Here is a 26,052-nt window from a genome sequence, read left to right as displayed (position 1 = left end):
TAGGCCGTTTAGGCAGGGAAATGTTCCAAATAAGCCGTGTGAGTTGCGTTAGAATTTGAAAAGCCTATTTTTTGGTGGAATAAGCTTTCTCAGTTGCGTTAGCTGGAGGGTGAGGCGGAAGGGAGAGGAAAGACAGGAGGTTTGGCGGGAGTAAGCGGGGGAGTAAGCGGCGGAAAAAGCAAAGAAAGGCGGAAGTGAAGCAGGGAGTGAAGGCGGTGAAAGCGGTGGAGGAGGATAAAGAGCAAAAGAAAGAGCTCAAGAAAGAGCAAAAGAAAGAGCAAAAGAAAGAGCTCAATAAAGAGGCGGTAAAAGAGGCAGCGGGGGAAAGAGCAAAAGAGGGCGGAAGAGGAAGCGAGCGAAAGCCGGGACTGTAAGCGAGAGGTCGAGAAGGGGGAATGGAAAATGCGGAGAAGGGAGGCGCCGAGGTGAAGCTGGCTCATATAGGCTGGATGGATTCGCGGCCGCTAGTATGGGCGGCCGTATGTTTTGTCGCGGGCAGCTCGGCGGCCGCGTATTGGAGTCCCGGCGGAGTATTCGCCGCCGGGCTGGGGCTCGGCCTGCTCCTGGCGGCGCTTGCGCTCGCCGGGCAGGCCCGGCCTGGGCTGGCCGCCGCGTGTTTGGCGGCCTATGCCCTCGCCGCTGGCGAGCGGCTGTGGGCGGATGCGCGGTCGGAGACCGCGCTGAGCGCGCAGTACGCCGCCGCTGCGGCGCAGCTGGAGCCGCCGGAGCTGCGCGCTGAGGCGGCGGGGACCATTGTGTCGCCGGTCGAAATCGACGGCGACCTGGTCCAGCTGCGCTTGGAGGCTATGCGCCTCCAAGCGGGAACCGCGCAGCCGGCGAAGCCGCTGCGCGAGGAGCTGCTCGTGCGCGTCAAGCTTGCGCACGAGCAAGAGCTCGCCGCCGCCAAAGGCTGGCGGCGGGGGGACAGCGTGCGCATACGCGGCACGCTGGAGCTGCCGGCTCCGCCGGCCAACCGCGGCGGCTTCGACTACCGCCGCTACCTGCGCAGCCAGGGTATCACCTGGCTGCTGCAGGTTCAGGGCGCGGACGCGCTGCAAGCCGCGCCCGGCAGCCCCCGCAGCGCAGCCGCGCTGCTGGGCCGCATGGACGCGGCCCGCTCGCAGCTCGGCTCCGCTTTAACCCGCATGTACCCGGCGGAGCAGGCCGGGTACATGCAGGCTCTCGTCCTCGGCAGCCAGGACGAGACAGATCCCGAGCTGTACCGCCGCTTCGCCCGGCTGGGACTGACCCACATTATGGCCGTATCCGGCATGCATGTGGCCATCGTGCTCGGCTTGCTCGGATTCTCGCTGCGCCTGCTGCGGCTGACCCGGGAGCGGATTTTGCTCCTGCTCATGCTGGCGGTGCCGCCCTATGTGCTGCTCACCGGAGCTTCGCCATCCATTTTGCGCGCCGGGCTAATGGCGCTGCTTGGCCTTGCCGCCGCCCGCACGGGCAAACTAAAGGACGGTTTGCATCTTATAGCGGCATCAGTCGTCCTTCTTCTAATATGGAATCCGCGCTTAATTGAAAGCGTTGGATTCCAGCTGAGTTATATCGTTACGGCCGGTCTTATGCTAGGGGTTCCGGCTGTGAGCCGGATTTTGCCGCGCTCGCGCAGCCGGTTTCGTTTTGCGCGGGACGCTCTCGTCGTCACCGTCATTGCCCAGGCGGTGTCATTTCCCGTTACGATTTTTTATTTTAACCAGCTCCATCTGCTTTCGCTGCCGGCAAATCTGTTTCTCGTCCCCTTGATCAGTTTCATCATCATGCCTGCGGGAGCGGCGGTTATGCTGCTGGAGCCGATATGGCCCGGCGCGGCGCGATTCATTGCAGACGGATCGGCTTACGGCAATGATTGGACATTTCGGCTGATTCAATGGATGGGCGAGTGGGACGAGGGGGCGACTATTTGGGCAACACCCGCTTTGTGGTGGATCGGAGCGTATTATGCGCTGTTATTCGGTTTACTTCACCGACTGGGCAGCTGGAGCAGCCGCAGGAGGGCGGCAGCGGATGAAGCCCGTGAAGCAGGAGATGAGGATACGCAGCCGCTCGTACCGTCACGGTCCTTTTTCAAGCCTGCTCCCGAATTAAAAGTGCCTGGTAATAGAACTCCATCCATCTATAACAAATGGCCCCTTCGGCCAAAGCTAACCGGGATTTTTCAAAACAGCACATGGATTTTGTTATTCAAACCAAACCATCCGCTTGCAGGAGCCATTTTTGCGGCCTTGGCGTTATCGCTGCTAATTTTGCACGCCGCCCATCCGGGCTGGTATAACCGCTCCGCTGCTATCGTACAGGTTTTGAATGTCGGCCAGGGCGACGCCGTTTTGATTCGAACCCCGTCCGGGCAAAACATTTTAATCGACGGTGGAGGCACGGTGGAGTTCAAACGCGAGCCTTGGAGAGTGCGCCGCGATCCCTATGAAATTGGCCGCAAAATGCTCGCTCCCCTGCTCATGAAAAGGGGCGTCAACCGCATTGATCTGCTCATAGCGACACATTTGGACCAGGATCATATTGGCGGGCTGGAGGCGGTCGTCGATTCAATTCCGGTCAAAAAGCTGTTATGGAACGGCAGTCTCAAGGAGTCAGGCAAAACGCCGGTTTTCATCCAGAAAGCACTGTCCAAAGGGATTCCTTTATATGGGGCAAACAGCGGGATGAGCTTGCAGCCGGACCGTTTTACCCGGCTTGATCTGCTTTGGCCGCATGATTCGCTGCAGCTGGGGGTTGAGGAGGAGCAAAACGAACAAAGCGTCGTTCTGTTGCTTACGCTGTTTAACCGGACTTTTCTGTTTCCGGGCGATTTGGGCAGCGTTTCAGAGCCAGCTGTTTTGACTGCGGCAGCGCAGCGCGGCCTGCCTGTACACGGGCGTCCAATCGATGTTTTGAAGGCCGGCCATCACGGGAGCCGCTATTCCACCTCGAACGCGTGGCTTGCCTACTGGAAGCCGTCTATTAGCGTGTTATCCGCAGGCATTAACAATCGTTACGGCCATCCTTCGAACGATACGCTGCTGAGGCTCCGGCAATCCGGCTCGCGTGCGGTCCGTACAGACTGGAATGGGGAAATCGAGTTTCGAGTTACCCGGAAACGCTTGGAGATGAGGCTTCTTCGAGAGCCGACCAATCGCGAGCAGCAGTAGATGTTGACGCAAATAAAATTGACTAAGGTTTCTCTGAAAGCCTATCAAAGATTTGCTGTTGGATTGAATCTGGGCCCTTCCATATTTCCAACTCATGGAAAAATAAAGTTTGACAGGTAAAGCATCCGCTCCTATACTATGACCATAAAGTCATATGACCAGTGAGTCATGGTTAGTCCACAAAACTTGCGGCTTAACGAATCAAGTTTTGTGGAGAGGAGGTTTTACATTTACATGCCAAAAGACACATTTTACAACCTGAGCAGCGATAAACAGGAGAAGGTGATGCGGGCGGCGATTACGGAGTTTTTGGCCCGGGGGTTTGAGAACGGTAAAATCGGCGACATCGCCAGCCTTGCCGGTATTGCCAAAGGGAGCCTTTATCAATATTTCGAGGATAAAAAAGAGCTGTTTCTCCACTCGGTGCATTGGTCGTCGGAATATTTGCTGCTGAAGTACAGTGCTGCCGCATCCGGCACCCTCAAAAAGGCGTCGTTTGTCGAGGTGTTCCTCCATTCACTTGACCATGCGTGGATACAGCTGAAAGAAGAGAAGGAAATAACGCTGTTTCTGCAGGAGGTGCTGCTCGGAACGTTTAATCCTGTGGCCGCAGAATCGCGGGAAGCGATGCTTAAAGCTTCGGACAGCTTCATTCATGCGCTCATCCAAGAGGGGCAGGAAAGCGGGCAGTTTCGCACGGATCTTGACGAAGAGCTATTGGTGCAATTTTTGACGGGAGCCTCGATGCGCTTTAAAGAAAAATTTCTCCAGAAGGTGAAGGCAAGCGGCAGCGAGCTTTCGGATGTTCTTGCTGAGGAGTACAAACGCGAAGCGGGCCAGCTGTACGAACTGATCCTGAACGGCATGGGGGCGAGGTAAATGTTTGTTCATCTGCATCGGGTCAAAAAAAGCTACGGAACCGGCGAAACGGCTGCGGTCGTGCTCAAAGGAGTGGATCTTGAACTTGGCAAGGGAGAGGTCGGCGTTATTCTGGGCCCATCCGGCTCCGGCAAGTCTACTCTGCTTAACTTGATTGGCGGTATTGACCATGCGGATTCCGGAACCGTGACGGTAGGCGGCTCGGACGTAACGGGATTAAACGATAACGGGCTGGTCGAATACCGGCGCGAGCATGTCGGATTTATTTTTCAATTTTACAATCTTATTCCGAATCTGACGGTTGGGGAAAACGTGGAGGTTGTGTCCCATATAAGCAAAGCTCCCCTGCCGATTGACCAGGTATTGGAAGCGGTCGGCATGCTGGATAAAAAGTCGCGTTTTCCGAGGGAGCTTAGCGGCGGGGAACAGCAGAGAGTGGCAATTGCCAGAGCGGTGGTGAAAAATCCGCAGCTGCTGCTTTGCGATGAACCGACCGGCGCGCTCGACTTCAACACCTCGCGGGATATTTTGAAGCTGCTGCAGAGTATAAACGGCGATTACGGCACGACGATTTTGATGATTACACACAACACGGCGATCAGCGCAATGGCTCATCGGGTATACAAAGTACGGGACGGAGAGATTGTGGAGACGCTTGCGAACGCGAGTATTTTGCCGGCGGAAAGGATGGAGTGGTGATGGGACTCGGCCGCAAAACGAGAAGGACAATTCTCGAGCGCAAAGCCCAGTATTTCGGCACGGCGGCGCTTATCGCTCTAAGCTGCCTGCTGTATACGCTGTTCAATCAGCTCAGCTTCAACACTGATGCGGGCACAGCCGCGTTTGTAACAGACTACGCGCAGGAGGATGCCAGCTTTGTCACGGCCGCTCCGCTTAGCGGAATTTCCGGGTTGGAAGCCCGGTTCGGCCTTTTAATCGAGCAGGGCGAGTCGTTCGACGACACCGTTTCGGAAGGCCGTACGCTGCGTGTTTTTGCCGAGATGAGCAAAGTGAACAAGTATGCGGTTATTAAGGGGCGGCCTTTGTCTGCCGAGAACGATCTGCTGCTTGATCCGGCATACGCCAAAACAAACGGCATTTCTATCGGCGACACGATAACAATCCGCGGCTCCTCCTTCACCGTTGCAGGATTCATGTCGCTTCCCCACTACATCTACCCTTTGAAAAAAGAATCCGATCTGCTGAACGCTCCCGGCTCCTTCGGCATCGCGGTTATCGGCAAAGATAAGTACAAAAGCTTCGAGACGGAAAGCCATTTTTACAGCGTAAAGGTTATGGGAAATGCCGGAACGAATGCGGATGCCAAGCTGGAGGAGCTGAAAAAGCATCTCAAACAACAGGGGACCGTCATTTTAAAATGGATGAATACGGATGAAAATCCCCGGGTGACGCTGTCTACGTCCAAAATGGATAGTATGAAAACGATTGGCTCCATCATGCCGGTTGCGATTCTGCTGCTCACCTGTGTTTTAACGGCCGTTGTCATGCAGAGGATGCTGGCGCGGGAATCCGTTATTATTGGAACGCTATACGCCCAGGGATATCGGCGCGGCGAAATTACGCGGCATTATCTTTGTTATCCTCTGTTCGTCGCTCTTGGCGGTGCCGTTGCGGGAACCGTGCTCGGCTTGGCAGCTCTTAGGCCCATGCTGGACTATATGACCGGTTATTTTAATATCCCGATTGCTTCGGTGTCGCTCAGCATCACTCATCTTGCCGTCAGCCTGCTGCTGCCGCTTGGGTTGCTGCTGGTTAGCGTTTATGCCGCCATTCGCAGGAAGCTTGTCCACACTCCGATCGAGCTGCTGCGAGGGGGAGGGGAGCAGCGAAAAACCGGTTTTTTGGAGCGGCGCGCGAAGCTGGACCGGCTCAAATTTGCCGCCAAATTTAAAATTCGCGAGCAGCTGAGAAGTGTGCCGCGAAGTTTGTTCCTGCTGCTTGGCGTTGCGCTCGCAACGATGCTTCTGCTGCTCGGATTTACAATGAAAAGCTCGATCGACTATATGCTGAAGGACAGCTACGAGAGTACGTATAAGTACCGGTATGAATATATGTTTAATTCCATGCGGCAGGGCGCGCCGCCCAATGGCGGGGAGACATTCTCCGCAGCGCCGTTTGCCTCCGGTCCAGGCAGCCCAATTAACTTTACCGCTTATGGCGTGATCTCGGATACGCATTCAATTAGCCTTAATAATAGGAACGGGAAACCTATCGCCTTTGACCGGGTTGTCATCACAAAACCGCTGGCGGAGCGTTTAAACGTCAAGCCGGATGATACGATTAAAATGGTGAGCAAGCTGGACTCCCGCCTATACAGCATTAAGGTGGATGAAGTTGCCGACAGTTACGTCGGGGAGCTGCTGTTCATGCCGTTGGAATCGTTTAATGAGCTGCTCGGTTTTCCGGCTGAGAGCTATCTGGGCGTATGGAGCCAGCAGCCTTTAAACATCCCCGATCATGAGCTGCTGAGTTCCTCGACCGCTGCGGAAATGCGCCAGGCGTTTGATTCCTTGACGCAGCCGATGCAGGCGATGCTTGGCGTAATCTCGCTGCTTTCTTTTATGATTGGGCTGATAGTCATTTATGTGGTTACCTCGCTCATCATTGAAGAAAACAAGGACAATATTTCGCTAATGAAAGTGCTTGGTTACCGGAAAAAAGAAGTGTACTCACTTATATTGAACAGCTCTGCGGTTACCGTCGTACTGGGCTTTCTACTGGGCGTGCCGCTGCTTGTTTTCTCGCTGAAAGCGATGTACCGTTCCTTGGCCGACTCCGCCGGCATCGTCATGCCGGTCAAAATGAGCGTTGTCTACGTTGGAGTCGGATTCGTCATCATTTATTTAATTTTTGAGCTTTCCAAAGCGATGAGCAAAAAGAAAATCGCTGCCATTCCGATGGCCGAGGCGCTAAAGTCGCGCGCGGAGTAGGAGGCAAATGCAATCCGTCGATCCGTCATCACAGGAGTCTTTCATTCGTTCACCAGCTTGGAAACAGGTTTTAGTAAAAATGGACGCCGCCGCGTTAAAGGCTTCTCGGGCGCATATCTTTCAGTAACGGTTTTCGGCATCTCTATGCAGCATTTTGCTGATAAGGGATGCCGATTTTTTAAGTTTCCAATTTTCGTTATCCCGATGCCCTGCTGCTGTGATCAATTGCATTTTTAATGTAGGACTGCAATTCCTCGATGAATATTTTGGCTGCTTTACCCATGAAACGGTCTTTGCGATAGATGACGCAGATGTCTTGGCTTGGCGTGGGGTTCAGAAGAGTGACGGGCCTAATGTTATCCCGATTAAGATTATCCACCAATAGTCGAGGGAGGATGCAGGCTCCAATGCCTTGCTCAACTAAGGAAAGCAATGTCGACAGGGTAGAAGTGACGATAGGGCTATCGATAGAGATGCCCTTTTTCCGGCAGCAGTCGTTAATGTACTTCGAAATTTGGTGCTCCGGCCCGAACATGACCAGCTTCAGCTGCTGCATCTGTTCAAAAGGAATCGCCTTAAGCCTCGCGGCGGGATGATCCGACCTGACCGCCAACACAAATTCTTCATGAAATAGCGGTATAACCGCGATACGTTCATCCGGCTCTTCGGGCGTTGTTGTCACGCCGATATCTCTGACGCCTTCTAATACCTGTTCGTACACAGCTGTTGTTTCGGTTACTTTAATGGACAGCCTCGGGTAGGTCCGGTGAAAATCGATCAGCAGCGCATCGAATAAAAGATCCCCGTCGCCGGGAAGGATGCCAATGTCCAGCTTCCCTCCCTCTACCTCTTTGAGGTCCGCTAGTGCCGACTGAATATAGTCGACGCGCTCAAAAATAAGCTGACTCTGCTCTAAAAGGATTCGTCCAGCATCTGTTAGGGCAATCCGTCTTCCGATTCTGTCGAACAATGGGACTCCCAGCTCATTTTCCAAAAATTTAATCTGCTGACTGAGATTCGATTGGGTCGTACAAAGGTTTTCTGCCGCTTTGGAAAAATGCATTTCCTTACAAATGGCAGCGAAATACTGGAGCTGTCTAAGTTCCATATCAGGATGCTCCTTTGTTGGTTTTTTGTACAATGGCGGAGTCAGGTCAGCAACCAGTATAACGAACAAACGGCTAATTTTCACTAATAATGATTCATTAGTAAGACCGATCGATTGCATCGGAATCATGTGATTGCTGCTATTTCAGGGGAGGTCTAAACTGGGAATATGGAAAGCAGCCCCAAACCCAAGGAGGAATCCCCGATGTGCTATCAGGCAATTATTCATAATGCAAAGGTGCTTCACCAGATCGTGATAGGTCAAATTCAGGCCATTCCAGAAGAACATTTCGATCAGCAGCCGAGAGGCTATAACAACACGATTCGTTGGAACGCCGGGCATATGATTTATTGGACCGACCGGTATTCCATGCTGTCCTTTAACGTCCCTTCTGCAATTCCCAAAGGTTATGAGACGTTGTTCAACACGGGAACGAGACCGTCCCAATGGACGATAGTCCCTCCAAGCAAGGACGAACTGCTGCAATGTTTGAGCGAACAGCTGGCCCGGTTATCAGAGCTGACGCCAGAGATGCTTGAAGCGAGATTAGACTCTCCGTTCACCATAGGGCCGTTTCAATTTGATACCGCTGGAGAGCTGTTCAACTTTGCCCTTATTCACGAGGGCCTTCACCTCGGTATCGTAATGAGCCAGCTTAAAGCTTTGTTATCCAATTGAAATCAAGGAGGCGGTTTGTCTATGAAAGCAGAACAGGTGCTGCAGCAATATTTTCAAAACATGGCTGACCCGGAGAAAGCGCTGGAGTATGTTCATCCGGCGGCGACTTTTATCGCAGCGTCCGAAACGGAATCGGACCGTCATCATTTTTACGGGACCTATAACGGGATTGATGGCGTCCGAACGTTATTGGCAAAGTTCCAGCGGGATCTGGAGCCTCAAGAGTTCGAAATGCATAAAATGCTGGCCGATGAAACGACGGTTTTTGCTTGGGGAATGTTCCGGCACCGGGTTCGGCCGACCGGAAAAAGCTTTGAAAGCTATTGGGCGGTCGTATGAGAAGTAGAAGATGGAAAAATAAAGTATTTTCGCGGTTTTGAAGATACGGGAGCCTTGGAAGCCGCATTTAAAAAAGATTGATCATTCAGGGCTGCCGCAGGGCAGCCCTTTCTGTATAAAAACGGTAACGCAGATGACCTTTTGTATTCCAATTTAGTAAAAAGTGGGGTACACTTTTCTTGGTTATATTAAAACTTAGTTTCATTAAATGAAACTTGAGGGGCGATGCAGATGTCGATTTCATTCCTCGGTCTCGACCATATTCAACTGGCCGCACCGGATGGCTGCGAGAAGCAGGCGAGAGAATTTTTTCATGACCTGCTCGGATGGCCGGAGATTCCGAAACCCAAAGCTTTGCGTAAGCGCGGGGGCGTGTGGTTTCAGTGCGGATCTCACCAAGTACATATCGGAGTTCAACAGGATTTTGTGCCGGCTGCCAAAGCCCATCCGGCGTTTGAAGTGAAGGGGCTGGATGAACTTTGCGACCGGCTGCGCTCGCACGATGTTGACGTCATTGAAGATGGGGCTCGGGCGGAAGAGGGAGCCAGACGTTTTTACGCCGCCGATCCCTTCGGGAACCGGCTGGAGTTTTTGGTGTGGACGGAACACTGATTTCCAAAGCTAACCTACTAGCCGCTAAGTCTCATTCGGGTTACGATGAAGAAAGCGTAGAGGAGAATAAGCCGAGCTGATGTTTACTGGCTCACAATCGGCTTCATATCTGTCTCATTTTTTGAAGAGCGCGAGCTCTTCTTTTTTTTTGGCAAGTGCAGGGGTTGGGGGCGGCTCATCCGTCTATTAAGGCATGGGGAAGGGAGGCGCAGGAGATCAGGAACGATGTGGAGTGGCTTCGGGCGGTTCGCGACAGCGGTACGGACCGGTTTGGAGAAATTATCGATGAGTATGGAGATTATTTATACCGCACAATTTATGCCGTCCTGCGCTCTCCCCATGATACGGAGGATGTGCTTCAAGAGGTGCTGCTGGCGATCTGCCGCTCCCTGCCCGATTGCCGGCTGGAAGGGTTTAAAACCTGGATTACCCGCATTGCCGTCAACCGCGCCATCGACTGGAAGCGCATGAAGCGCCGCCGGGAGGAGATGTGCGCGGAGCCGCTGGATGACAGCGCGGAACTCGGCCGAGAGCCGGAACGCCAGGAGCAGACGCCGATTGTGGAGCAGCTTATCGCCAAGGAACGGCGGCGGACGATTCGGGAGAAGCTTGCTGAGCTTCCTTCGGATTATGGGGAAGTGGTACGGGATTTTTATTTTCGCCGCCGAACGCAGGAAGAAATATCACGCGAGAGAGGAATGCAGCCCAAAAGCGTCGAGTCCAAGCTGTACCGGGCGCGAAGCTGGATGAAGCGGCATTGGCAAAAGGAGGACTTTGAATGAAGCTTATTCACCATCCTTCCAGGGAGGAATGGAGCGCTTACGCGGCAGGCGCTGTTTTTGAGCCGGAACGTACGGCGATGGAGCAGCACTTGGCTGGCTGCGGGCTATGCTTAGAGCTGTTTATGGAATCGATTGAGTTGGTGCCAGCTCCGCAAAGCGCCATCCCATCGACGAATATAGGCCATTGTGTAGAAAAATCCGGAGAATTATCCCCATCGGCAGAGCCGGTCGTTCATCGTCCCAGTCTAAACGCCCCATCTTCCTCTGCCGGCTTTGCCCCCGGTGACAGCCTGGAACGAGTGCGGCAAGCTGTCCTTCAACAGCTCGCCGCGCGGCCGCGCCGCCGGACATGGACCCGGCATCCGGCGTTTCATTATGGCCTTGCGGCTGCGCTCACGCTGCTGCTTTTGCTCAGCGGAACGCTCGGGGAATTGACCCGTGAGCTGGAGGGCAGCCGTTCCCCAAACGTGGCGTCTCCTTCTCAAGAGCAATCGGAGAATCACCCTGCGAGGGAAAGCTGGTCCAGCCATGTTGTAAATCGTACGTCCGACTGGCTGAACGAGTGGCAGTCCGCCCGTTTTAAATAATAGGAGAGAGGAAGAGAATGATGTATAACCCGTCGAACCCGATCGTGGCTTTGCTGCTTGGATTCATTCCAGGGGCTGGACACGCTTATTTAAGAAGATATGTCCGCATGGTTATTTATGGAGGCTTGATCTGGCTTCCGCTCGCCGTTATGTTTCTGTTCGTAGTATCAGAGGGGCTGGGTGATGAAGTAGCTCCGCTTATATTGTTTCCTATGTTTGTCTGGGGCGTAAGCATGATTGATTTATTAGTTACGCTGCTCCGGCGGCCGGCCCCGGTACATGATTACGAGCCTGGCCCAATGGACAGAAGCGGCATTCCAACCGCTCGTCTTGTGCCGAGCCAATCGGCGGAGCATCAGCGGGAGAAGTCAATTACGATTCTGCTGTCCTTCATCCCGGGGCTGGGGCATATGCACCTGGGGCTGCTGCAGCGGGGCATCGCTTTTTTGGTCACGTTTGCTGGTCTCGGCACCTTTATTTTCTTCGTTTGCATTGTGCTGGAAACGCCGGTATTTCTTATTTTTCTGCTGATTCTCCCGGTGCTCTGGATCTATTCGATGTTTGACGCCGTCACTCTGGTCCAGCGCAAGCAACTCGGAGAGCAGCTGACCGACCGTTCGCTTTTTGAAGAGATTGAGGGCCATTTTGCCTCCGGCCGCAAAAATAAAACGGCTGCCGCAGCGCTGTCCTTCCTGCCGGGAGCCGGACATATGTACCTTGGGATGCAGAAGCGCGGCCTCCAGCTTATGGCTGTATTCTTCGTCTCCATTTACCTGATGGACAGTATGCGCATGACGCTTTTCCTGTTCCTGCTGCCGCTAATCTGGTGTTACTCGTTTTTTGATGCACTACAGCAGCATGGCCGCTACTTGCGCGGCGAAATGGCGGATACGCCGGTGTTAAGCGAGCTAGCCCGGTATCACCGCTGGATCGGAATGGGACTGATTGCGCTTGGCGCCTTCTATTTGACGGACCGCTTTTTTGTCCAGTTTGCAGCGGAGCATTTTCCGCTGATGTACCGGGCCTATTCGGATATACGCTACAATCTTCCCGCAGCTTTGACTGCATTTCTGCTCATTGCCGCCGGATTGCGGCTGTTCTTGGGCAGGTCGAGCGCTCCGCATCCGCAGCCTCTGCACGAAGGGCCTGAGTTTGAGCGCCGCCACGGCGAATAGGGTAAGCTAACGTTTTGAATGTATCATTTTCACCAGCTGATTGCTGCCGCCTGTTTTTACAGGCGGTTTTTTGTGTTTAAAGGCGCTTTTTCTGACCCAATCCAACCGATTACGTCCCATTGTCCCGATTGCCTCTTCACACTTTAAGAGGAACATGCTACCTTCGTAAGCGATTCCATAAAGCGGAAAGCGAGAGGAGACTAACGATGTCGATGAGCAACAAGTATGCCTGGACCTGGAGCGTAAAGCCGGAAAGGCTGGAGCAGTATGTAGAAATGCATTTGAATCCTTGGCCGGAAATTATGGAAGAGCATTCACGTGCGGGAATTCGCAACTATTCGATTTTTCAGCAGGGCAACCAGTTTTTTTATTGTTTTGAATGCGACGATGTCGAACAGGCATTTCGCATCATTGCCGAGAGTGAGCCTTGCCAGCGCTGGAACGCAATTACCTCGACGATGGTTGAGGGTTCATTCGATTTTAATGAACCCCAGCCGATAGTTCCGATGCGGGAAGTTTTTTATTTGAAATAGTGTAAACCACCAGAAACATTTACCTTCCCTGCCTGCAACTTCATAAAGCGCTGGGGCGAATTGTGAGGTATACTAATCGCTACCAAGGGCGTAAGTCCGCGGCGTTGCAGTCCGTCGCCCTTTTCCCAGAGCGCTTATGTGAGAGTGGGCGCGGAACAGGAAACGGGCTGCAACCATAACCTTTTCTTCTCCTCCTGTACTTAGGTGCAGGAGGCTTTTTTGCGTTTGTTACCTTCCTGATTTTCTTTTTGCCGGTAATTCTGGTAGAACAGAACTAGGTGGTGAACTCTTGATGAAAACAACGACCATTCTCGTTGCGGACGACGAGACCGAAATTGCAGACTTGATTGAGCTGCATCTGAATAAAGAGGGCTTTCAGGTCGTGAAGGCGGCTAACGGTGAAGAAGCAATGCGCGCGGTGCAGCGCCATTCCATCGATTTAGCCATTCTTGATATTATGATGCCTGGATTGGACGGCATGGAGGTCACCCGGCGCATTCGCAGCGAGTATCCGATTCCGATTATTATGCTGAGCGCCAAAACTTCCGATTTTGACAAAATCTCCGGCCTTGTCATCGGCGCCGACGATTACATGACCAAACCGTTCAATCCCATGGAGCTCGTAGCAAGGGTTAACGCCCAGCTCCGCAGGTCCTTGCTGCTGTCGCAGCCTCCCAAGCCGGAAGGAGCTGCATTGGAGACGGCGGGACTGGCGCTTGATCCCGAGCAGCATACGGCTGCGCTTTACGGCAATCCGCTTGATTTGACCCCAAAGGAGTTCGATATTCTTTATTTGCTGGCGAGCAATCCCAAAAAGGTATTCAGCGCGGAAAACTTGTTCCAGCAGGTATGGAAGGAAGACTACTATGAAGGCGGCAACACGGTGATGGTGCATATTCGGACGCTGCGCCGAAAGCTGGGGGACGACAAGGACAAATGGATCAAAACCGTATGGGGAGTGGGGTATCGCTTTAATGCTTAGTGGAACGAGGAGCTTCCGCTCCCGCATGATTATGCTGCTTGTGCTCAGCATGCTGCTCGCCGGTGTCGTCACGTTTATTTTGTACAAGGCGCTGCAGATTTTTTATTTGTCGGAAATTCGCATGCAAGACGATCCGCTTGCCAATATGCGGAGATTCATCAGAAATATCGGCGACTTGAATTTTTTTCTGATCATCTATGTGCCTTTAACGATTGGTTGTTATTACTGGCTTATGGCTCCGTATGTATCCTATTTCAAAAAGATATCCGCCTCCATCCGCAGGCTTGCTGAAGGCGATTTTTCCGGGCGTGTTGATATCCAATCCAGGGACGAGTTCCAATCCGTAGCCGAGGACATCAATCTGGCTGGCGAAAAGCTGCAGCAGGCCGTGGAGCGGGGCGACTTTGCTGAAAGCAGCAAGGATCAGCTGGTGCTCAATCTGGCCCATGATTTGCGGACGCCGCTCACCTCGGTTATCGGGTATTTAGGTTTTGTGCTGAATGATAAAGAGCTCTCTCCCGAGCAGTCCAGGCATTATACTTCAATTGCTTATTCCAAAGCGAACCGGCTCGAAAAGTTAATTGACGAGCTGTTTGAAGTGACGCAGCTGAACTACGGACTGCTGCCGGTTCAGGCGGAGGTGCTGGATTTGGCGGAGCTGCTGGCCCAGCTTAGCGAGGAAATGTACCCGGTATTTGAAAAAAGCGGACTGAAGGCGAGGCTCGACCTGTTCCAGCCGCTCTTCGTGAAGGCTGACGGAGAGCTGCTCGCGCGGGTATTCGAAAATCTGGCGACAAATGCCGCCCGTTATGGCAAGGATGGCCGATACGTGGAAATCCGCTGTTTGCAGGAAGAGACCGAGGCTGTTGTGCAGTTTATCAATTACGGCAGCAGCATTCCGCCGGAGGATTTGCCGCATCTTTTCGAAATGTTTTATACGGGGGATAAAGCGCGGCAGAGCGAGACCGGGGGCACGGGAATCGGCCTCTTTATCGCTAAAAACATCGTTGAGCGGCATCAGGGCACGATTACGGCCTATAGCGATGTAATTCGAACCTGTTTCGAGGTGCGGCTGCCGCGTGTGCTCGCGAAATCGGAAACTGTGGAGGTTCTGCCCCCCCAAACTTTAAAAAAACTTTAAGTTTAGCCCTATATTGTTTTTAGCTTTATCCTCTATCCTTGCATTATCGATGAAGAGATGCAGGAGGATGAACGCGATGGAAAAGCGCCTGATATGGATTTCTCTCGCCGCACTGTTGACATATGGAATTCTGATGGGCAAACCGTGGGAAACGAACGGCCAGCCACTGTCTCATGCGATGGGAGCGGCTTCTGAAACAAAAACCGTAAAGCTGCAGCTGAAACAGGTGCATACGGGAAACCTGCTTTTGGTCAACGCAGCTACTGCTGTTCCGGACATCGGGGTGCTGTCTGATATTGTGGAACTGGCTTCCCAGCCGGGGATGACCGATATTGCGCTCGCTAACAATCAGATCCGTTTGTCCGGCCAAGTGGCGGAAAGGCTGGCTGAACTCGCGGCTGCCGCACGCAAGGATGGCATTGACGGGCTTGTCATCAACAGCGGTTACCGGACATTGGCCCAGCAAGAGCGGCTGTATGAAGAAGAGGGAGCTGAAAGTGCCCTTCCGCCCGGATACAGCGAGCATAACCTTGGTTTGTCCGTCGACATTGGTTCCGTTCAAGGAAAAATGGACATAACTGAGGAAGGGCGCTGGATGGAGGAAAACGCCTGGAAGTACGGGTTTGTTCTCCGTTATCCGCCGAATAAAACAGACATTACCGGCATCAAGCATGAGCCATGGCATTTCCGCTATGTAGGGCTTCCCCACAGCGTCGTTATGCAAAAGCAGAATATGGTGCTGGAGGAATATCTGGATTACCTCAAGGAAGTAAAGTCATACCAGACTACAGTTGATGGAAAGGTGTACATGGTGGAGTATTACCCGGTGTCGGAAAACACCGAAATTACGCTTCCGGCAAATGCCGTCTATGAAGTGTCAGGCAACAATACGGACGGAGTAATCGTAACCAGTATCATGAAAGGAGGAGGAGCTCAATGAAGTCCAAAAGCTATGTAACCATGCATCCAGCGCAATCGTCCGGTTTATTGGCTCATGAGGAATTAAGCCGTGCGGAACGTTACAGGAACGCGCAAAATTCCGGGAAAATAAGCGGCTCCAGCTTCGTACGCAGCCGGTGGACAGCTTATGCGGCGAGATGCATCTTCCTCCTGTACGGTTACTTTCTGATAAAAGTTATTTTGTTCAAATTTGGCTCAGGCGATGCCGGTTTTCTTTGGAATCAGCTTCAATACAGCCTCAGTCACCCCGGGCTCGTCCAGGACCGCATGTTTTCAGGCAATCTGGAGCCGTTCCGTCAGATGAAAAGTGACCTCAGAGACGGAACTTCATTGGGTTACGCCAATCTGTTCGGTAATATCCTGATTTTTATTCCGTTCGGTTTTTTGATGGGAATGCTGACGTTTAAGCGCAATCTTCCTCTGCTTGCGGGGGCGCTGCTCTGCTTTTTGACCAGCTTTGCTCTGGAGAGCGCTCAGCTCATATTCTCGATCGGACAATTTGATGTGGACGATATGATTTTGAATACTTCAGGCGGATTGGCGGGGCTTATTATGCTGCTGACGATTCGCTGGTTCGTTACCTCGACGAAAAAAGTGTGAAAAAGGCTGCTCCGGCATCCGCGCAAGCGGTTCGGAGCAGCCTTTTTTAATGCTTGCTGCGCAGCTGGATAATCTCGTCTTCCGTTAAGCCGCTGGCGGCCGCAATTATGGATAGTTCTAATCCCATTGAAAGCATCGTTGAAGCAATTTGAAGTGCCTTCTTTTTTCCCCTTCGGCTATTCCTAGCTCGATGCCCTGTTCCATGCCTTTTTGCATGCCTTTTGTCGTAGCCCATTCAATCATAGACGCTTCATCATGTAAAAACTTTTGCCGGTCTTCATACCGTTGACGCGCCTCGCGGTCTTGACTGAGAAATTCCAGTGTATCCATCGCTTTTTTCAAACCGGGCTCATTCATTTTCAGCACCTCCCAATTGGCTTTGTCGGAGCTTTTTAAAAACAGCAGCCAGTTAATCAGTCCACCCTCCAGCGAGATTGATTGATTATTCAGCTTGGTCAGCTCCATAAAGTGAACTTCAATATCGTCGGTCAGTTCAATGCCGGAATGATCTTCACGAAGATGGAATGTATTATGATAACGATCGTTTGCAAGGAAGGAATAGTTCAAGATATTAATTGTGACGCATTTTTTAAGCTCCGTGTAAGGCTGTCCTTCTTGAAGCTGACTCGAATACCGCTTGCTCCAGTAATACAATGTCCGTTTTTCAATATCATATTTATTGAATAGCTGCATTTCAATATTAATGAGCTTTCCTTCGGTTGTTTTGGCCCAGATGTCAAAAATAGACTGTTTATCCAGCGGGGCATCTTTGTCAGTGTAAGGGTTCAGGAGCACAATTTCTGTTAACGGTGCCTCACCCGATTCTGCAAACGTTCGATTCAAACAAGTTAGACTTAGTATAGATGTGTTGTTGTGCAATTTGTATGATTTTTCACTCAAAATATGTTTGGGTAGTGCCGGTTTTTTAGGTTTTGTACGATAAATCATACAAATTGGCTAGGTGTATACGGTGAACACTGAGTTTTGTATGATTTATCACACAGAGTGTTAAGAAAAGCCGACTCCAAACCGATTTTTGTACGATATTTCATACAAAAAATTGCGTTAGTTCAAAAGTCGTTTTTCGGGTCGAGCAAATCCGCCATCCGACAATCAGCGCGCCAGCCTTTTCTTTTTATTGTACCATGCGGCATTGTTGCGTTGAACTTGAATGTAATATAAGAACCTTCCAACAACCTCCGCTCCCTGCGTCTATACGCCGAAAGCTTTTTTTGTTAATGTAAGTGGATGGCTGGAGTGTAATAACGAAGAATTCTGCCACTACTGTTCCGCCTTTCGGTAAAATATTCTATTTACTAACTTTTTTATATTTATTTAAAAGCGCCTGCAACCTTCCGCAGCCAAGCTGCGTCAGTGACGGTGCAAGAGAGGGGGAACCTTCGTGGTAGAGCCTGGTCTCATAAGAGCCGCTCAACAGGGCGATCGCGACGCTCTCGTGTCCCTATTGCGAGACATTGAGAATCACGTTTACCGGACCGCCTATTACATTCTGGGCAATGAGCAGGACGCGTTGGACGCTTCGCAGGAAGCACTTATTCGAATTTATACCAAAATCAACTCCTACGAAGAAAAAGCGCAGTTCAAAACCTGGATCCAGCGGATTGTCACGAATATTTGCATTGATAAATTCCGTCGCACGAAACCGGCTGTTTCCATTGAAGAGCATGACATGGTCTTTCGGGAAAAGCAGGACGTGGAGGAAGAAGTGTTGTCCGCCTATGCCGCCAAGGATATTCGTGAAGCAATCGACAAGCTGCCGGATCATCACAGAGCCGTTGTTGTGCTCCGATACCTGCAGGATTTTTCATACAACGAAATTGCGGATTCGCTCGATCTTCCGCTGAATACTGTAAAATCCTACTTATTTCGGGCTAGACAGCAGCTGCAGACTCTGCTCCATGATTATCAGAAAGGTGGTGTCCGAGGATGACTTGTCAAGAGGTGGTAGATTATATGAACCGATATCTCGACGGCGATCTTGACGAGCATGAGCGCATGTTGCTCATGGAGCATCTCAAACAATGCCCGGATGACCAGGAACTGTTTGAACGGCTGAAACAACTGTCAGGTGAATTGGAGGAGCTTCCCAAAATAAGTCCTCCTTTCAGTCTGGTGGATTCTATTTTGCCGCAGCTTGCTGAGATCGACGAACACCGGGAAGCTAAAGCCGCTGCCCTCGCATCGCTTGAAGCGATTGACGAAGAAGAGGCGGCCGCTGCAGATCTTGAAGATCAGGAGCTTCCGGCCCGATCCCGCGGAAGCGGTACTGTGCCCAATACACGCTTTAATAAGCGTTTCCGCATCTGGACGGGCTCCCTTGCTGCAGTCGCAGCCGCTGCCGTTATTTTGGTGCTGGCGCCGTGGGGGACGAACATTAACCAACAGCTGGCGCTGGATGGCGGGGCGAGCACCAAAACAGCGCAAAACAGAGGTGCTGCTACATCTGAAATGATGGAAAACCAGCAGGAGCTCAACTCGATGAATGATAATTTTGACGCGCTCGATGGAAATAAAATTCAAACTTCTACTGAATCGGATGAAACCAACGACGAATCTGACATTGAAATGAGAAGGAACCCGTCCTCTTATCCTACTGGGGGAGGGGAAGGGTCCACTACGTACCCTGATCCAGATGGCAATCCCATTCAGAAGAACGGCGTAATGCCTGGTTTCTCCGGACCGTCCCCGGACAAATCAGACCAAAGGGGAGAGAGCAGCGGGCTCTTGCCTTTGATCGCTTCTTCTCCGAATGACGAATACAGCTACTCGATTAACAATGCCTGGGTTGTCATTCAGAAAAAAGACGGCAGCAAACAGTTTGACCATACGTTTGAAGGATCCGTATCCAATCCTGTCTGGAGCAGCGACAGCCGTGAGCTGACGGTAACGGTTCTGGCAGGCGACGGCAGCGAGATCCATTATAAAATTGATGCAGCCAAAGGATCCTTTGAACAAAGTAAGACTCGATAAGCACAGATTAGCGGGCAATTGCGTATGATGAGTTAAGCGTTATGCACCGGGGCGGACGCGCGGCCCCAGGCATCGTATGACCATCGGTGGAGGGTGCCTAGGAGCCCTTCAGGGCGATGTTTATATAGATGTTCCCATCTTCGCGGCAAAGGGTGTCTTCGTCCAATGGACGGAGGCATCCTTTGTTTTGCTCCAAGCTTGCCCGGCGGAGAATTCTGTCCTATGATGGGACAACAGGCAGGAGGTTGGTGCAAGTTGCAGGCTAGAGATGCCATGAAGGAAATACGAGCCGGCCGGATTGCGCCCGTGTATGCGGCCTTCGGTAAAGATCGTTATCGTATGGGACAGTTTTCCAGCATGCTGGCTGACAAGCTGCTCGCTCCGGATGAGCGGGAGCTGGGCATGGTGCGCTTTGATACATCGGAGACGGCATTGGAGGAAATTGTGGCGGAAGCGGAGACGCTGCCTTTTTTTGTGCCTCGCAAGCTGATCGTTGTGCGTGACAGCGCCGTATTATGCGCCGCAGCCAAAGAAAATGGCAAGCTGGAGCATAAAGCGGAAAAATTTCTGGCGTACATGGAGCAGCCTTCCGAAACGAGCGTCATTTTATTTCTAGTCCAAGCCGAGAAGCTGGATGAGCGCCGCAAAATCGTAAAAATGCTTAAAGACCGGAACCTGATCGTGGCTTTTCCGGAGCTGACCGAGAGCGAGCTTGCAACATGGGCGGTTAAAAGAGCGCTTGACCAAAAGCGTACGCTGAATCAGGAAGCGGCGGAGCTGCTCGTCGCCCGGCTAGGAACAGGCATGCAGGCGCTGGCCCAGGAAGTAGATAAGCTCTGCCTTTTTGCAGGAGAAGGCGGCGTAATCGGCAGAGAAGATGTATCCCGCCTGACAGCGGCCACGGTGGAGGAGGATGTATTCGGGCTGATCGATGCAATTGCCGAGCTGCGCATGGACCGTACGTTAGCTATGTATCGGGAGCTGCTGCTGCGCAAAGAAGAGCCGATCCGCATCGCGGCGCTTGTCGCCCGGCAGCTGCGCATAATGCTCCAGATCAAAGAGCTGGAGCGGCACCGTTATTCTCCCCAGCAGATGGCCGGGCAGCTAGGATTGCATCCCTATGCGGTCAAGCTGGCTGCCGAGAAGGCCCGCCGCTTTGATACGGCGGTGCTCGGCAAACATTTGGCGGCACTTGCCGATCTGGACTACCGGATGAAAACCGGACGGGTGGACAAGGAGCTTGGTTTGCAGCTGTTTTTTCTGTCCATGGGCGCCGATGCAGCCGCAGGCAAAGTATAATTCAGGCCAATAACAAAAAGCAGCTTCGGCGGGGCCGAAGCTGCTTTTTTTATGCCCAATTAAATTTTTGTGGGCAGATTAGCTGGTTAATTTTTTGTCGTACTACCACTTGCGGTTGGTTTTGGAGACGGAATCAACAAAAATCGGGTTGGAATAAAACCAGAGATCGTTATAGTTGCGCTCATTGATTTCCTTGAAGCGGGCTTCGTTGTCCTCTGTCGTCGATTTGGCATCAACAAGCGGCTCGCCGTTCAGCGTTTCGCCTGATACATTAACGCCAAGGTTCGTTCCGCGCAGCCGGAAGTACATATCTTTGTCCGTTACTTTAACCGGATAGCTCATTTCATAATAACCGTCCTTGCTCATCTTCCAGTCCTTGCTTGTAAACCGCTTTAACACCTTAGTTGAAGTGTTCGTTTCTTTGTCGTAAGCATCTGTGCCAGGCTTCGCTTTTCCGCTTACTACGCCGGAGATGAGGTCGATATGATCAACTTTAACAGGATCTCCGTTGTTGTTCTTTTGAGGGCTTTTAAAGCGGATTTTCAGCGTAATGACATCGCCTTTTTTGGCGGTCAGCGTTTCGCCCATTTCAGCTTTGCGACTGCCTTTGCCTGCTTTAAAGTCAAGCGCGTTGATTAAATCGCCGAATACGGAATACGATTTGCCGGAGCGCATGCCTTCCAGAACGGCCTGCATATCGTTGCCTTTGACATAGGTGTAATTTTTTGAATACTCGCCCGGAGCGTAACCGCTGGAATACAGCCTGTTTTCGCTAATATGGAAGTGAGCGTCCGAATTGGAGAAGTTCCAGAAGTGCCGTCCTTCTCCGAGCAAAGCGTCCCAGGCTCCGCCAAGCTTGGCCAGCATATAGTCCGCGCCTCCGTAGGTGCGGTTTGCCGGTGTCTCCAAATTGAGGCCGCCGCGGTCTGGCTCCATCTGGTTGCCGACCATGCCTTCAAAGCCAAAAGCGACGGTTGGAGCGAGGTTGTTGAAGTCGCGGAAATCGGCAATGGTGTAAACTGTTTTACGCGAAGGATGGTTAAAAATAAGGAAGCTGTTTTTGCGCATGTTTTGCTCCAGCCATTGGAACGCTATGCGCGCATCCTCTGCCGTAGAATAGGCCCGGCTCGTATTGCTTTCCCAGCGGGCGATGTCGGCCGAATCGAAGTATTTTGCTTCCCGATTGGTAAATAAATATTCGAATTGGCTGACGGCCTTCAACAGCTCAGAAGAGTTTGGTTTATTCGTAACCAGTCCAACGCCTGCATGCTCATAGTTGGGGATATCCCATTCGAAGCTGGTGAACATGATTTTCCCTGGAAATTGTCCGGCTTTCATCAGGGAGTTGATTTTGGGCACCTGATAATCGGCCATGCCTTTGGAAAGCGGAACCGGGCCGCCAGAAATATCTCTTCCTTCGTCATCGCGTTTCTCCATCCGCAGATGATCGGAGGTTGCCATCCAGTCCAGACCGTACTTGTTAAAACCGAGATCCATCACGCCGCTGAGGGAATACTGGGCGTCGTCGGATTGGAAGGTGTGGACATGATATTCACCGGTCATCCATTTGCCGGGTTGATGTTTGGCGAGCGGGGCAGCCGAAGCTCCATTCATAAAACTGATAGCGGACAACGGCAGGCTGAGCAAAAGAGCAAGATGTTTCTTTTTCATGATTGAATCGAACCTCCTATGGATATGGTATCGATACCATATTTCTTCGTCTTGGTGTCCACCCAAGTGTAAATTCCAAAGGAGACAATTACAATTTAAGCTATTGTAAAAATAGAAAAGAGAAACTAGAGACATCAAAAAACCCCGCTCCAGGGGAGAGGGGTTGTCCACCGTTAAAGGTTATTAAGCTTGGGACGCCAGAGCGTTCAGCTTTTTGGCCAGGCGGGATTTTTTACGGGCTGCTGCGTTTTTATGGATCAGGCCTTTAGTAACGGCTTTATCCAGCTTCTTCGTAGCCACGATCAGGGCAGCTTTAGCTGCTTCTGCATCGGTACCGGCGATAGCAACATCAGCAGACTTAACAGCCGTGCGGAGTGCGGATTTTTGGGAAGCGTTCAGAGCGCGACGTTTCTCGCTCGTTTTCACGCGTTTAATAGCGGATTTGATGTTTGGCACTTGTGATTCACCTCCTACAAAGGGGCAACCCCCTAACTGCAACACAACTTAAAGTATCTTATCATGCGCCTGCCCAAAATGCAACCATTCAGGAAGGATGAGGAACCTTTGCCGAATAAGAAAACGCCCCTTTTCGCACACTAAGAAAAAACCGGGCAGAGGAGCTGTGCGCATGACCCATGATGTAGATTTAAGCCAGTACGCCGTACATACCGACCTGGCGCTGGAAGCGAAGGAAATGGCGGAGCAAAATGCCGGCGGGCCCATTCCTGGCGTCGTCTCCGAAACGGAGGAAGCGGACGGTATTACTGTGACCCGGCTTCAAGTCCAGAACGAGGCCGGCTCGCGGGCAATCGGCAAAATTATCGGCAATTACGTTACGTTTGAGGTGCCGGAGCTGAGGACGCATGATTCCGAGCTGGGCGATAAGGTGGCCACCCGGTTTGCTCAGGAATTTGAACGTTTTCTGCAGCAGCTTGGCGTTCCGGTGAATGCCGGGGTATTAATCGTTGGCTTGGGCAATTGGAACGTCACGCCGGATGCGCTCGGTCCGCTCGTTGTGGAGAATACGATGGTGACCCGGCAGTTTTTTGAACTGATGCCAGATCAAGTTGCGCCCGGTTATCGTGCCGTAAGTGCCGTCGCGCCAGGCGTACTCGGCATTACCGGCATTGAATCCAGCGAAATCGTACAGGGGATAATTGAAAAAACCAAGCCCGAGCTGGTCATTGCCATCGACGCCCTAGCCTCGCGCAACTTGGAACGAGTAAACACAACGATCCAGATTGCTGACACCGGCATCCATCCCGGCTCCGGCATCGGCAATAAACGCAAGGGGCTGACCAAGGAGATTCTCGGCGTGCCGGTAATTGCAATCGGAGTTCCGACCGTTGTTTATGCCTCCACTCTAGTAAACAGCGTCATTGATATGATGAAGGAGCATTTCCGCAAGGAGCAGGGGGACACCAGTCAAATTATGGGGCTGGTCGATCAGCTGGCGGAGCAGGAGAGGCTCGCTCTAGTAAAAGAGGTTTTATCGCCGCTTAAGCATGATCTGCTGGTCACTCCAAAGGAAATTGACCAGTTTATCGAGGACATCGCTAATGTTATCGCCAGCGGTTTGAATGCGGCGCTGCATGATGCCGTAGACTCCAGCAATGTAGCCGCTTATACCCACTGAGGCTTCGGTGAAAATGCCGTTTGACCGCTCATACAAATTTCTAACAGGCCGGATTGCCGGCCTGTTTTTCTATGAATCAAATCAAATTCTATGAGTTTTGTTCTATCAATTATCCTCCCTTCATAGTTTAGTAGCAGACCGTGAATCGTCATCGGCGAAAATCCGTGCGGCTTCAGGAGGATAACGAATGAAACGGACCTCTATCATTTCAACAGGAGGCGGCAGCCTTCGCATCCGGCGTTTTTTAACGGCGGGAAAAACGTTTGTTGTCATAAGCCTCTGCTCGACACTGTTGTTTTTGCTGGCGGGCGCTTTTTCAATGATTCGGGAGCATCAGGGAGCCAGCTCGTTAAAAGGACTAGCCTCCGCGGTTTCAACCGCGTTTTTTGCGGATATGCTTGGAATGGAGCTTCCTTCATTCCGCAATCCGGCCGACAGCAGCTTCTCTAATCGCCAGCTCGGAGGTTATATGATGGAAAAGCTGACGGAGGTCAACCCGTCCAGTCCGCGCAGTCTGCTGGCTGCAGGAATTCCCGGCATGCCGGGCGCGGCAGGTACGGATAGTCAGGCTGGCGGTAACGACGGACAAAACTCCGATCCGGCACAAGGCGGGACATCCAATGTGGAGGAGCCCGGTCCAGATGATCAGCCGGATGGACATGATGCCGGAGCCGATGACGGAAGCGGCGAGGGTACCGGCGTTGGACCGGTCGGGGAGCTGCCGGAGGAGCCAGCGGGCAATAATGCGGGAGAGAACTCGCCGGACAAGCCTTCACAGGGGGAAAAAGCAGTATTTATTTATCAAACGCACTCCAGAGAATCATTTGCGCCAGAGCTTAACGACGGCAAAGACGATCCCCAGTCCGATAAGCTGAATGTCGGCCAGGTAGGAGCGCGGCTTGCGGAGCAGCTGGAGAAAAAAGGGGTTGGAACGATTCATTCCGACGCCGACTATCCGACCGAGGTGAAAGGCTACTCATGGCCTTTAAGCTATAAATACTCCAGAAAAACCGTTCAGGAAGCGATGAGCACGGACCAAGGGCTGAAATATTTTATCGATATTCACCGGGACTCGCAAAAACGCAAGCTGACCACCAAAACCATTAACGGCGTCGTGTACGCAAAGGTGTTTTTTGTAATCGGAAAGGGCAATCCCAACTGGAAGCAGAACGAGGCGTTTGCGCAAGCAATCCACGATGGGCTGGAAAAAAGCTATCCCGGCCTGTCGCGCGGCATTCTTGGCAAGTCCTCCAATGGCGGCCGCAATAACGGCGAATACAACCAGTCCTTATCGGCTAACAGCATTTTGATTGAGGTTGGCGGCGTAGACAACACGCTGGAGGAATGCTACCGGACGGCGCAAGCGCTGGCGGAAGTGATCGCGGATATTTATTTTAAAGACCAGAAGGCATAAGGAGGAACGATTGAAATGAGAAGAAGCCCGCTGAAATGGACTATAATCGGGGCCGCGCTGGCGGCGGTGCTGCTGTTCGGCATGGAAATGACGGCGGGCGGCATCAACCGGGTTTATGGACCGCTGGGCAATACGGCCCCGGAGGAAATCGGACGGTACGCGGAGGCCGCCAGAGCACAGGAGCAAGAGCGGCTGCAGCAGCTGAAGTACGAGAAGGAGCTGGAGCAGCTGCAGAAAAAATACGGCGTTGCCGGCGAGAAAACGACTGGCGGCGGGGGCGATTTTGCAGGTGATGAGGAAGCGGCTTATGTCAGCGCCGCTGCTAGCGGCTCTGACGGCGATTTGGACCCGAAACAGGAGCGGCCGTCTGCCGAATCAAGGCTTCCCGGTATTGAGGACGTTGACGGGGAAACAGGCGTTAATCGTCTGGCCGACGGAACGGCCGGCATGCTGCAAACCGTATCCAGCTCCGGCATTCGCTTCCTTGTGACTCTGTTTGACTCCATGACGCAGTAATCGTCTCCGGTAGTCGTTGCCCCCCTCCCGGCAAAAAGGTATA

At 52.2% G+C, this 26,052-nt stretch carries 25 protein-coding genes and 1 pseudogene; 22 read left to right on the top strand and 4 right to left on the bottom strand.

The features are described from left to right. Positions 1 to 215 precede the first annotated feature (215 nt). From M3223_RS03750 to M3223_RS03730, 5 genes are all read left to right on the top strand, one after another. Positions 216 to 374: a hypothetical protein gene (locus M3223_RS03750; protein ID WP_251559071.1), complete on the top strand. Its 159-nt coding sequence runs from the start codon at positions 216 to 218 to the stop codon at positions 372 to 374. A gap of 51 nt (positions 375 to 425) precedes the next feature. Continuing rightward, positions 426 to 3,155 carry a ComEC/Rec2 family competence protein gene (locus M3223_RS03745; protein ID WP_251559069.1) on the top strand — a complete coding sequence of 910 codons (2,730 nt, stop codon included), beginning with the start codon at positions 426 to 428 and terminating at the stop codon, positions 3,153 to 3,155. Positions 3,156 to 3,389: 234 nt separating this feature from the next. After that, entirely contained in the window at positions 3,390 to 4,034 is a 645-nt protein-coding gene (locus M3223_RS03740) for a TetR/AcrR family transcriptional regulator (RefSeq protein WP_251559066.1), read from the top strand. Next, positions 4,035 to 4,733: an ABC transporter ATP-binding protein gene (locus M3223_RS03735; protein WP_251559064.1), complete on the top strand. Its 699-nt coding sequence runs from the start codon at positions 4,035 to 4,037 to the stop codon at positions 4,731 to 4,733. Then, positions 4,733 to 6,985, top strand: coding sequence for an ABC transporter permease (locus M3223_RS03730; RefSeq protein ID WP_251559063.1), 2,253 nt, complete (start codon positions 4,733 to 4,735; stop codon positions 6,983 to 6,985). The genes M3223_RS03735 and M3223_RS03730 overlap by 1 nt, the downstream gene beginning before the upstream one ends. Before the next feature lie 196 nt (positions 6,986 to 7,181). Here the strand turns inward: M3223_RS03730 and M3223_RS03725 are convergent, their stop codons facing one another. Next, the gene (locus tag M3223_RS03725; protein WP_251559061.1) at positions 7,182 to 8,093 is read right to left on the bottom strand and encodes a LysR family transcriptional regulator; all 912 of its coding nucleotides are present in this window, start codon (positions 8,091 to 8,093) and stop codon (positions 7,182 to 7,184) included. Between the two features lie 204 nt (positions 8,094 to 8,297). Between M3223_RS03725 and M3223_RS03720 the strand changes: the two genes are divergently transcribed. The 11 genes from M3223_RS03720 (at position 8,298) to M3223_RS03670 (ending at position 16,482) form a co-directional block, all read left to right on the top strand. Beyond that, the gene (locus M3223_RS03720) at positions 8,298 to 8,771 is read left to right on the top strand and encodes a DinB family protein (protein WP_251559059.1); all 474 of its coding nucleotides are present in this window, start codon (positions 8,298 to 8,300) and stop codon (positions 8,769 to 8,771) included. A gap of 21 nt (positions 8,772 to 8,792) precedes the next feature. Continuing rightward, on the top strand, positions 8,793 to 9,110 hold the full coding sequence (locus M3223_RS03715) for a nuclear transport factor 2 family protein (protein WP_251559057.1): 318 nt from the start codon (positions 8,793 to 8,795) through the stop codon (positions 9,108 to 9,110). A 231-nt stretch (positions 9,111 to 9,341) separates the two neighbouring features. Continuing rightward, on the top strand, positions 9,342 to 9,722 hold the full coding sequence (locus M3223_RS03710) for a VOC family protein (RefSeq protein WP_251559055.1): 381 nt from the start codon (positions 9,342 to 9,344) through the stop codon (positions 9,720 to 9,722). A gap of 227 nt (positions 9,723 to 9,949) precedes the next feature. After that, entirely contained in the window at positions 9,950 to 10,504 is a 555-nt protein-coding gene (locus M3223_RS03705) for an RNA polymerase sigma factor (protein ID WP_251559053.1), read from the top strand. After that, a complete protein-coding gene (locus tag M3223_RS03700; protein ID WP_251559051.1) occupies positions 10,501 to 11,091 on the top strand; it encodes a hypothetical protein in 591 nt (196 codons plus the stop codon). Before M3223_RS03705 ends, M3223_RS03700 begins: the two co-directional genes overlap by 4 nt. A 17-nt stretch (positions 11,092 to 11,108) precedes the next feature. Beyond that, entirely contained in the window at positions 11,109 to 12,266 is a 1,158-nt protein-coding gene (locus tag M3223_RS03695; RefSeq protein WP_251559049.1) for a hypothetical protein, read from the top strand. 206 nt (positions 12,267 to 12,472) lie between these two features. Continuing rightward, positions 12,473 to 12,799 (top strand): L-rhamnose mutarotase, encoded by a 327-nt coding sequence (locus tag M3223_RS03690; RefSeq protein ID WP_251559047.1) that lies wholly within the window; start codon positions 12,473 to 12,475, stop codon positions 12,797 to 12,799. Positions 12,800 to 13,091: 292 nt separating this feature from the next. Further along, positions 13,092 to 13,781 carry a response regulator transcription factor gene (locus M3223_RS03685; RefSeq protein WP_251559820.1) on the top strand — a complete coding sequence of 230 codons (690 nt, stop codon included), beginning with the start codon at positions 13,092 to 13,094 and terminating at the stop codon, positions 13,779 to 13,781. Then, positions 13,774 to 14,922, top strand: coding sequence for a sensor histidine kinase (locus M3223_RS03680; RefSeq protein WP_353057665.1), 1,149 nt, complete (start codon positions 13,774 to 13,776; stop codon positions 14,920 to 14,922). The genes M3223_RS03685 and M3223_RS03680 overlap by 8 nt, the downstream gene beginning before the upstream one ends. Positions 14,923 to 14,998: 76 nt before the next feature. After that, complete coding sequence (locus tag M3223_RS03675; RefSeq protein WP_251559043.1) at positions 14,999 to 15,862, top strand: M15 family metallopeptidase; 864 nt, start codon at positions 14,999 to 15,001, stop codon at positions 15,860 to 15,862. After that, the gene (locus tag M3223_RS03670) at positions 15,859 to 16,482 is read left to right on the top strand and encodes a VanZ family protein (protein ID WP_251559040.1); all 624 of its coding nucleotides are present in this window, start codon (positions 15,859 to 15,861) and stop codon (positions 16,480 to 16,482) included. The genes M3223_RS03675 and M3223_RS03670 overlap by 4 nt, the downstream gene beginning before the upstream one ends. A 46-nt stretch (positions 16,483 to 16,528) precedes the next feature. Here M3223_RS03670 and M3223_RS03665 read toward each other — a convergent pair. Further along, positions 16,529 to 17,430: pseudogene (locus M3223_RS03665) on the bottom strand (Rpn family recombination-promoting nuclease/putative transposase). Positions 17,431 to 17,884: 454 nt separating this feature from the next. Here M3223_RS03665 and M3223_RS03660 point away from each other — a divergent pair. The 3 genes from M3223_RS03660 to holA all read left to right on the top strand — a co-directional run bounded on the left by M3223_RS03660 (position 17,885) and on the right by holA (position 20,772). Next, positions 17,885 to 18,433 carry an RNA polymerase sigma factor gene (locus M3223_RS03660; RefSeq protein WP_251559038.1) on the top strand — a complete coding sequence of 183 codons (549 nt, stop codon included), beginning with the start codon at positions 17,885 to 17,887 and terminating at the stop codon, positions 18,431 to 18,433. Then, positions 18,430 to 19,473 (top strand): anti-sigma factor family protein, encoded by a 1,044-nt coding sequence (locus M3223_RS03655; protein WP_285891093.1) that lies wholly within the window; start codon positions 18,430 to 18,432, stop codon positions 19,471 to 19,473. Before M3223_RS03660 ends, M3223_RS03655 begins: the two co-directional genes overlap by 4 nt. Positions 19,474 to 19,728: 255 nt before the next feature. Next, the gene (gene holA / locus M3223_RS03650) at positions 19,729 to 20,772 is read left to right on the top strand and encodes a DNA polymerase III subunit delta (protein WP_251559034.1); all 1,044 of its coding nucleotides are present in this window, start codon (positions 19,729 to 19,731) and stop codon (positions 20,770 to 20,772) included. Between the two features lie 102 nt (positions 20,773 to 20,874). On the opposite strand, the gene M3223_RS03645 is transcribed toward holA, so the two are convergent. Together M3223_RS03645 and rpsT are read right to left on the bottom strand one after the other, a co-directional pair. Continuing rightward, positions 20,875 to 22,443 (bottom strand): S-layer protein, encoded by a 1,569-nt coding sequence (locus M3223_RS03645; RefSeq protein ID WP_251559032.1) that lies wholly within the window; start codon positions 22,441 to 22,443, stop codon positions 20,875 to 20,877. 183 nt (positions 22,444 to 22,626) lie between these two features. Continuing rightward, on the bottom strand, positions 22,627 to 22,899 hold the full coding sequence (rpsT, locus tag M3223_RS03640; protein ID WP_251559030.1) for a 30S ribosomal protein S20: 273 nt from the start codon (positions 22,897 to 22,899) through the stop codon (positions 22,627 to 22,629). Between the two features lie 172 nt (positions 22,900 to 23,071). Between rpsT and gpr the strand changes: the two genes are divergently transcribed. The 3 genes from gpr (at position 23,072) to M3223_RS03625 (ending at position 26,009) form a co-directional block, all read left to right on the top strand. Continuing rightward, on the top strand, positions 23,072 to 24,079 hold the full coding sequence (gene gpr, locus M3223_RS03635) for a GPR endopeptidase (RefSeq protein ID WP_251559028.1): 1,008 nt from the start codon (positions 23,072 to 23,074) through the stop codon (positions 24,077 to 24,079). A gap of 187 nt (positions 24,080 to 24,266) precedes the next feature. Beyond that, positions 24,267 to 25,493 carry a stage II sporulation protein P gene (locus M3223_RS03630; protein WP_251559026.1) on the top strand — a complete coding sequence of 409 codons (1,227 nt, stop codon included), beginning with the start codon at positions 24,267 to 24,269 and terminating at the stop codon, positions 25,491 to 25,493. Between the two features lie 15 nt (positions 25,494 to 25,508). Then, complete coding sequence (locus tag M3223_RS03625) at positions 25,509 to 26,009, top strand: hypothetical protein (protein WP_251559024.1); 501 nt, start codon at positions 25,509 to 25,511, stop codon at positions 26,007 to 26,009. The last annotated feature ends 43 nt before the right edge of the window (positions 26,010 to 26,052 follow it).

Origin of the sequence: Paenibacillus pasadenensis, assembly GCF_023715725.1 — a bacterium.
Classification (GTDB): domain Bacteria; phylum Bacillota; class Bacilli; order Paenibacillales; family Paenibacillaceae; genus Paenibacillus_O; species Paenibacillus_O pasadenensis_A.
Note: the sequence above shows the minus strand (reverse complement) of the source record. Positions and strands in the feature narration are given on the sequence as shown.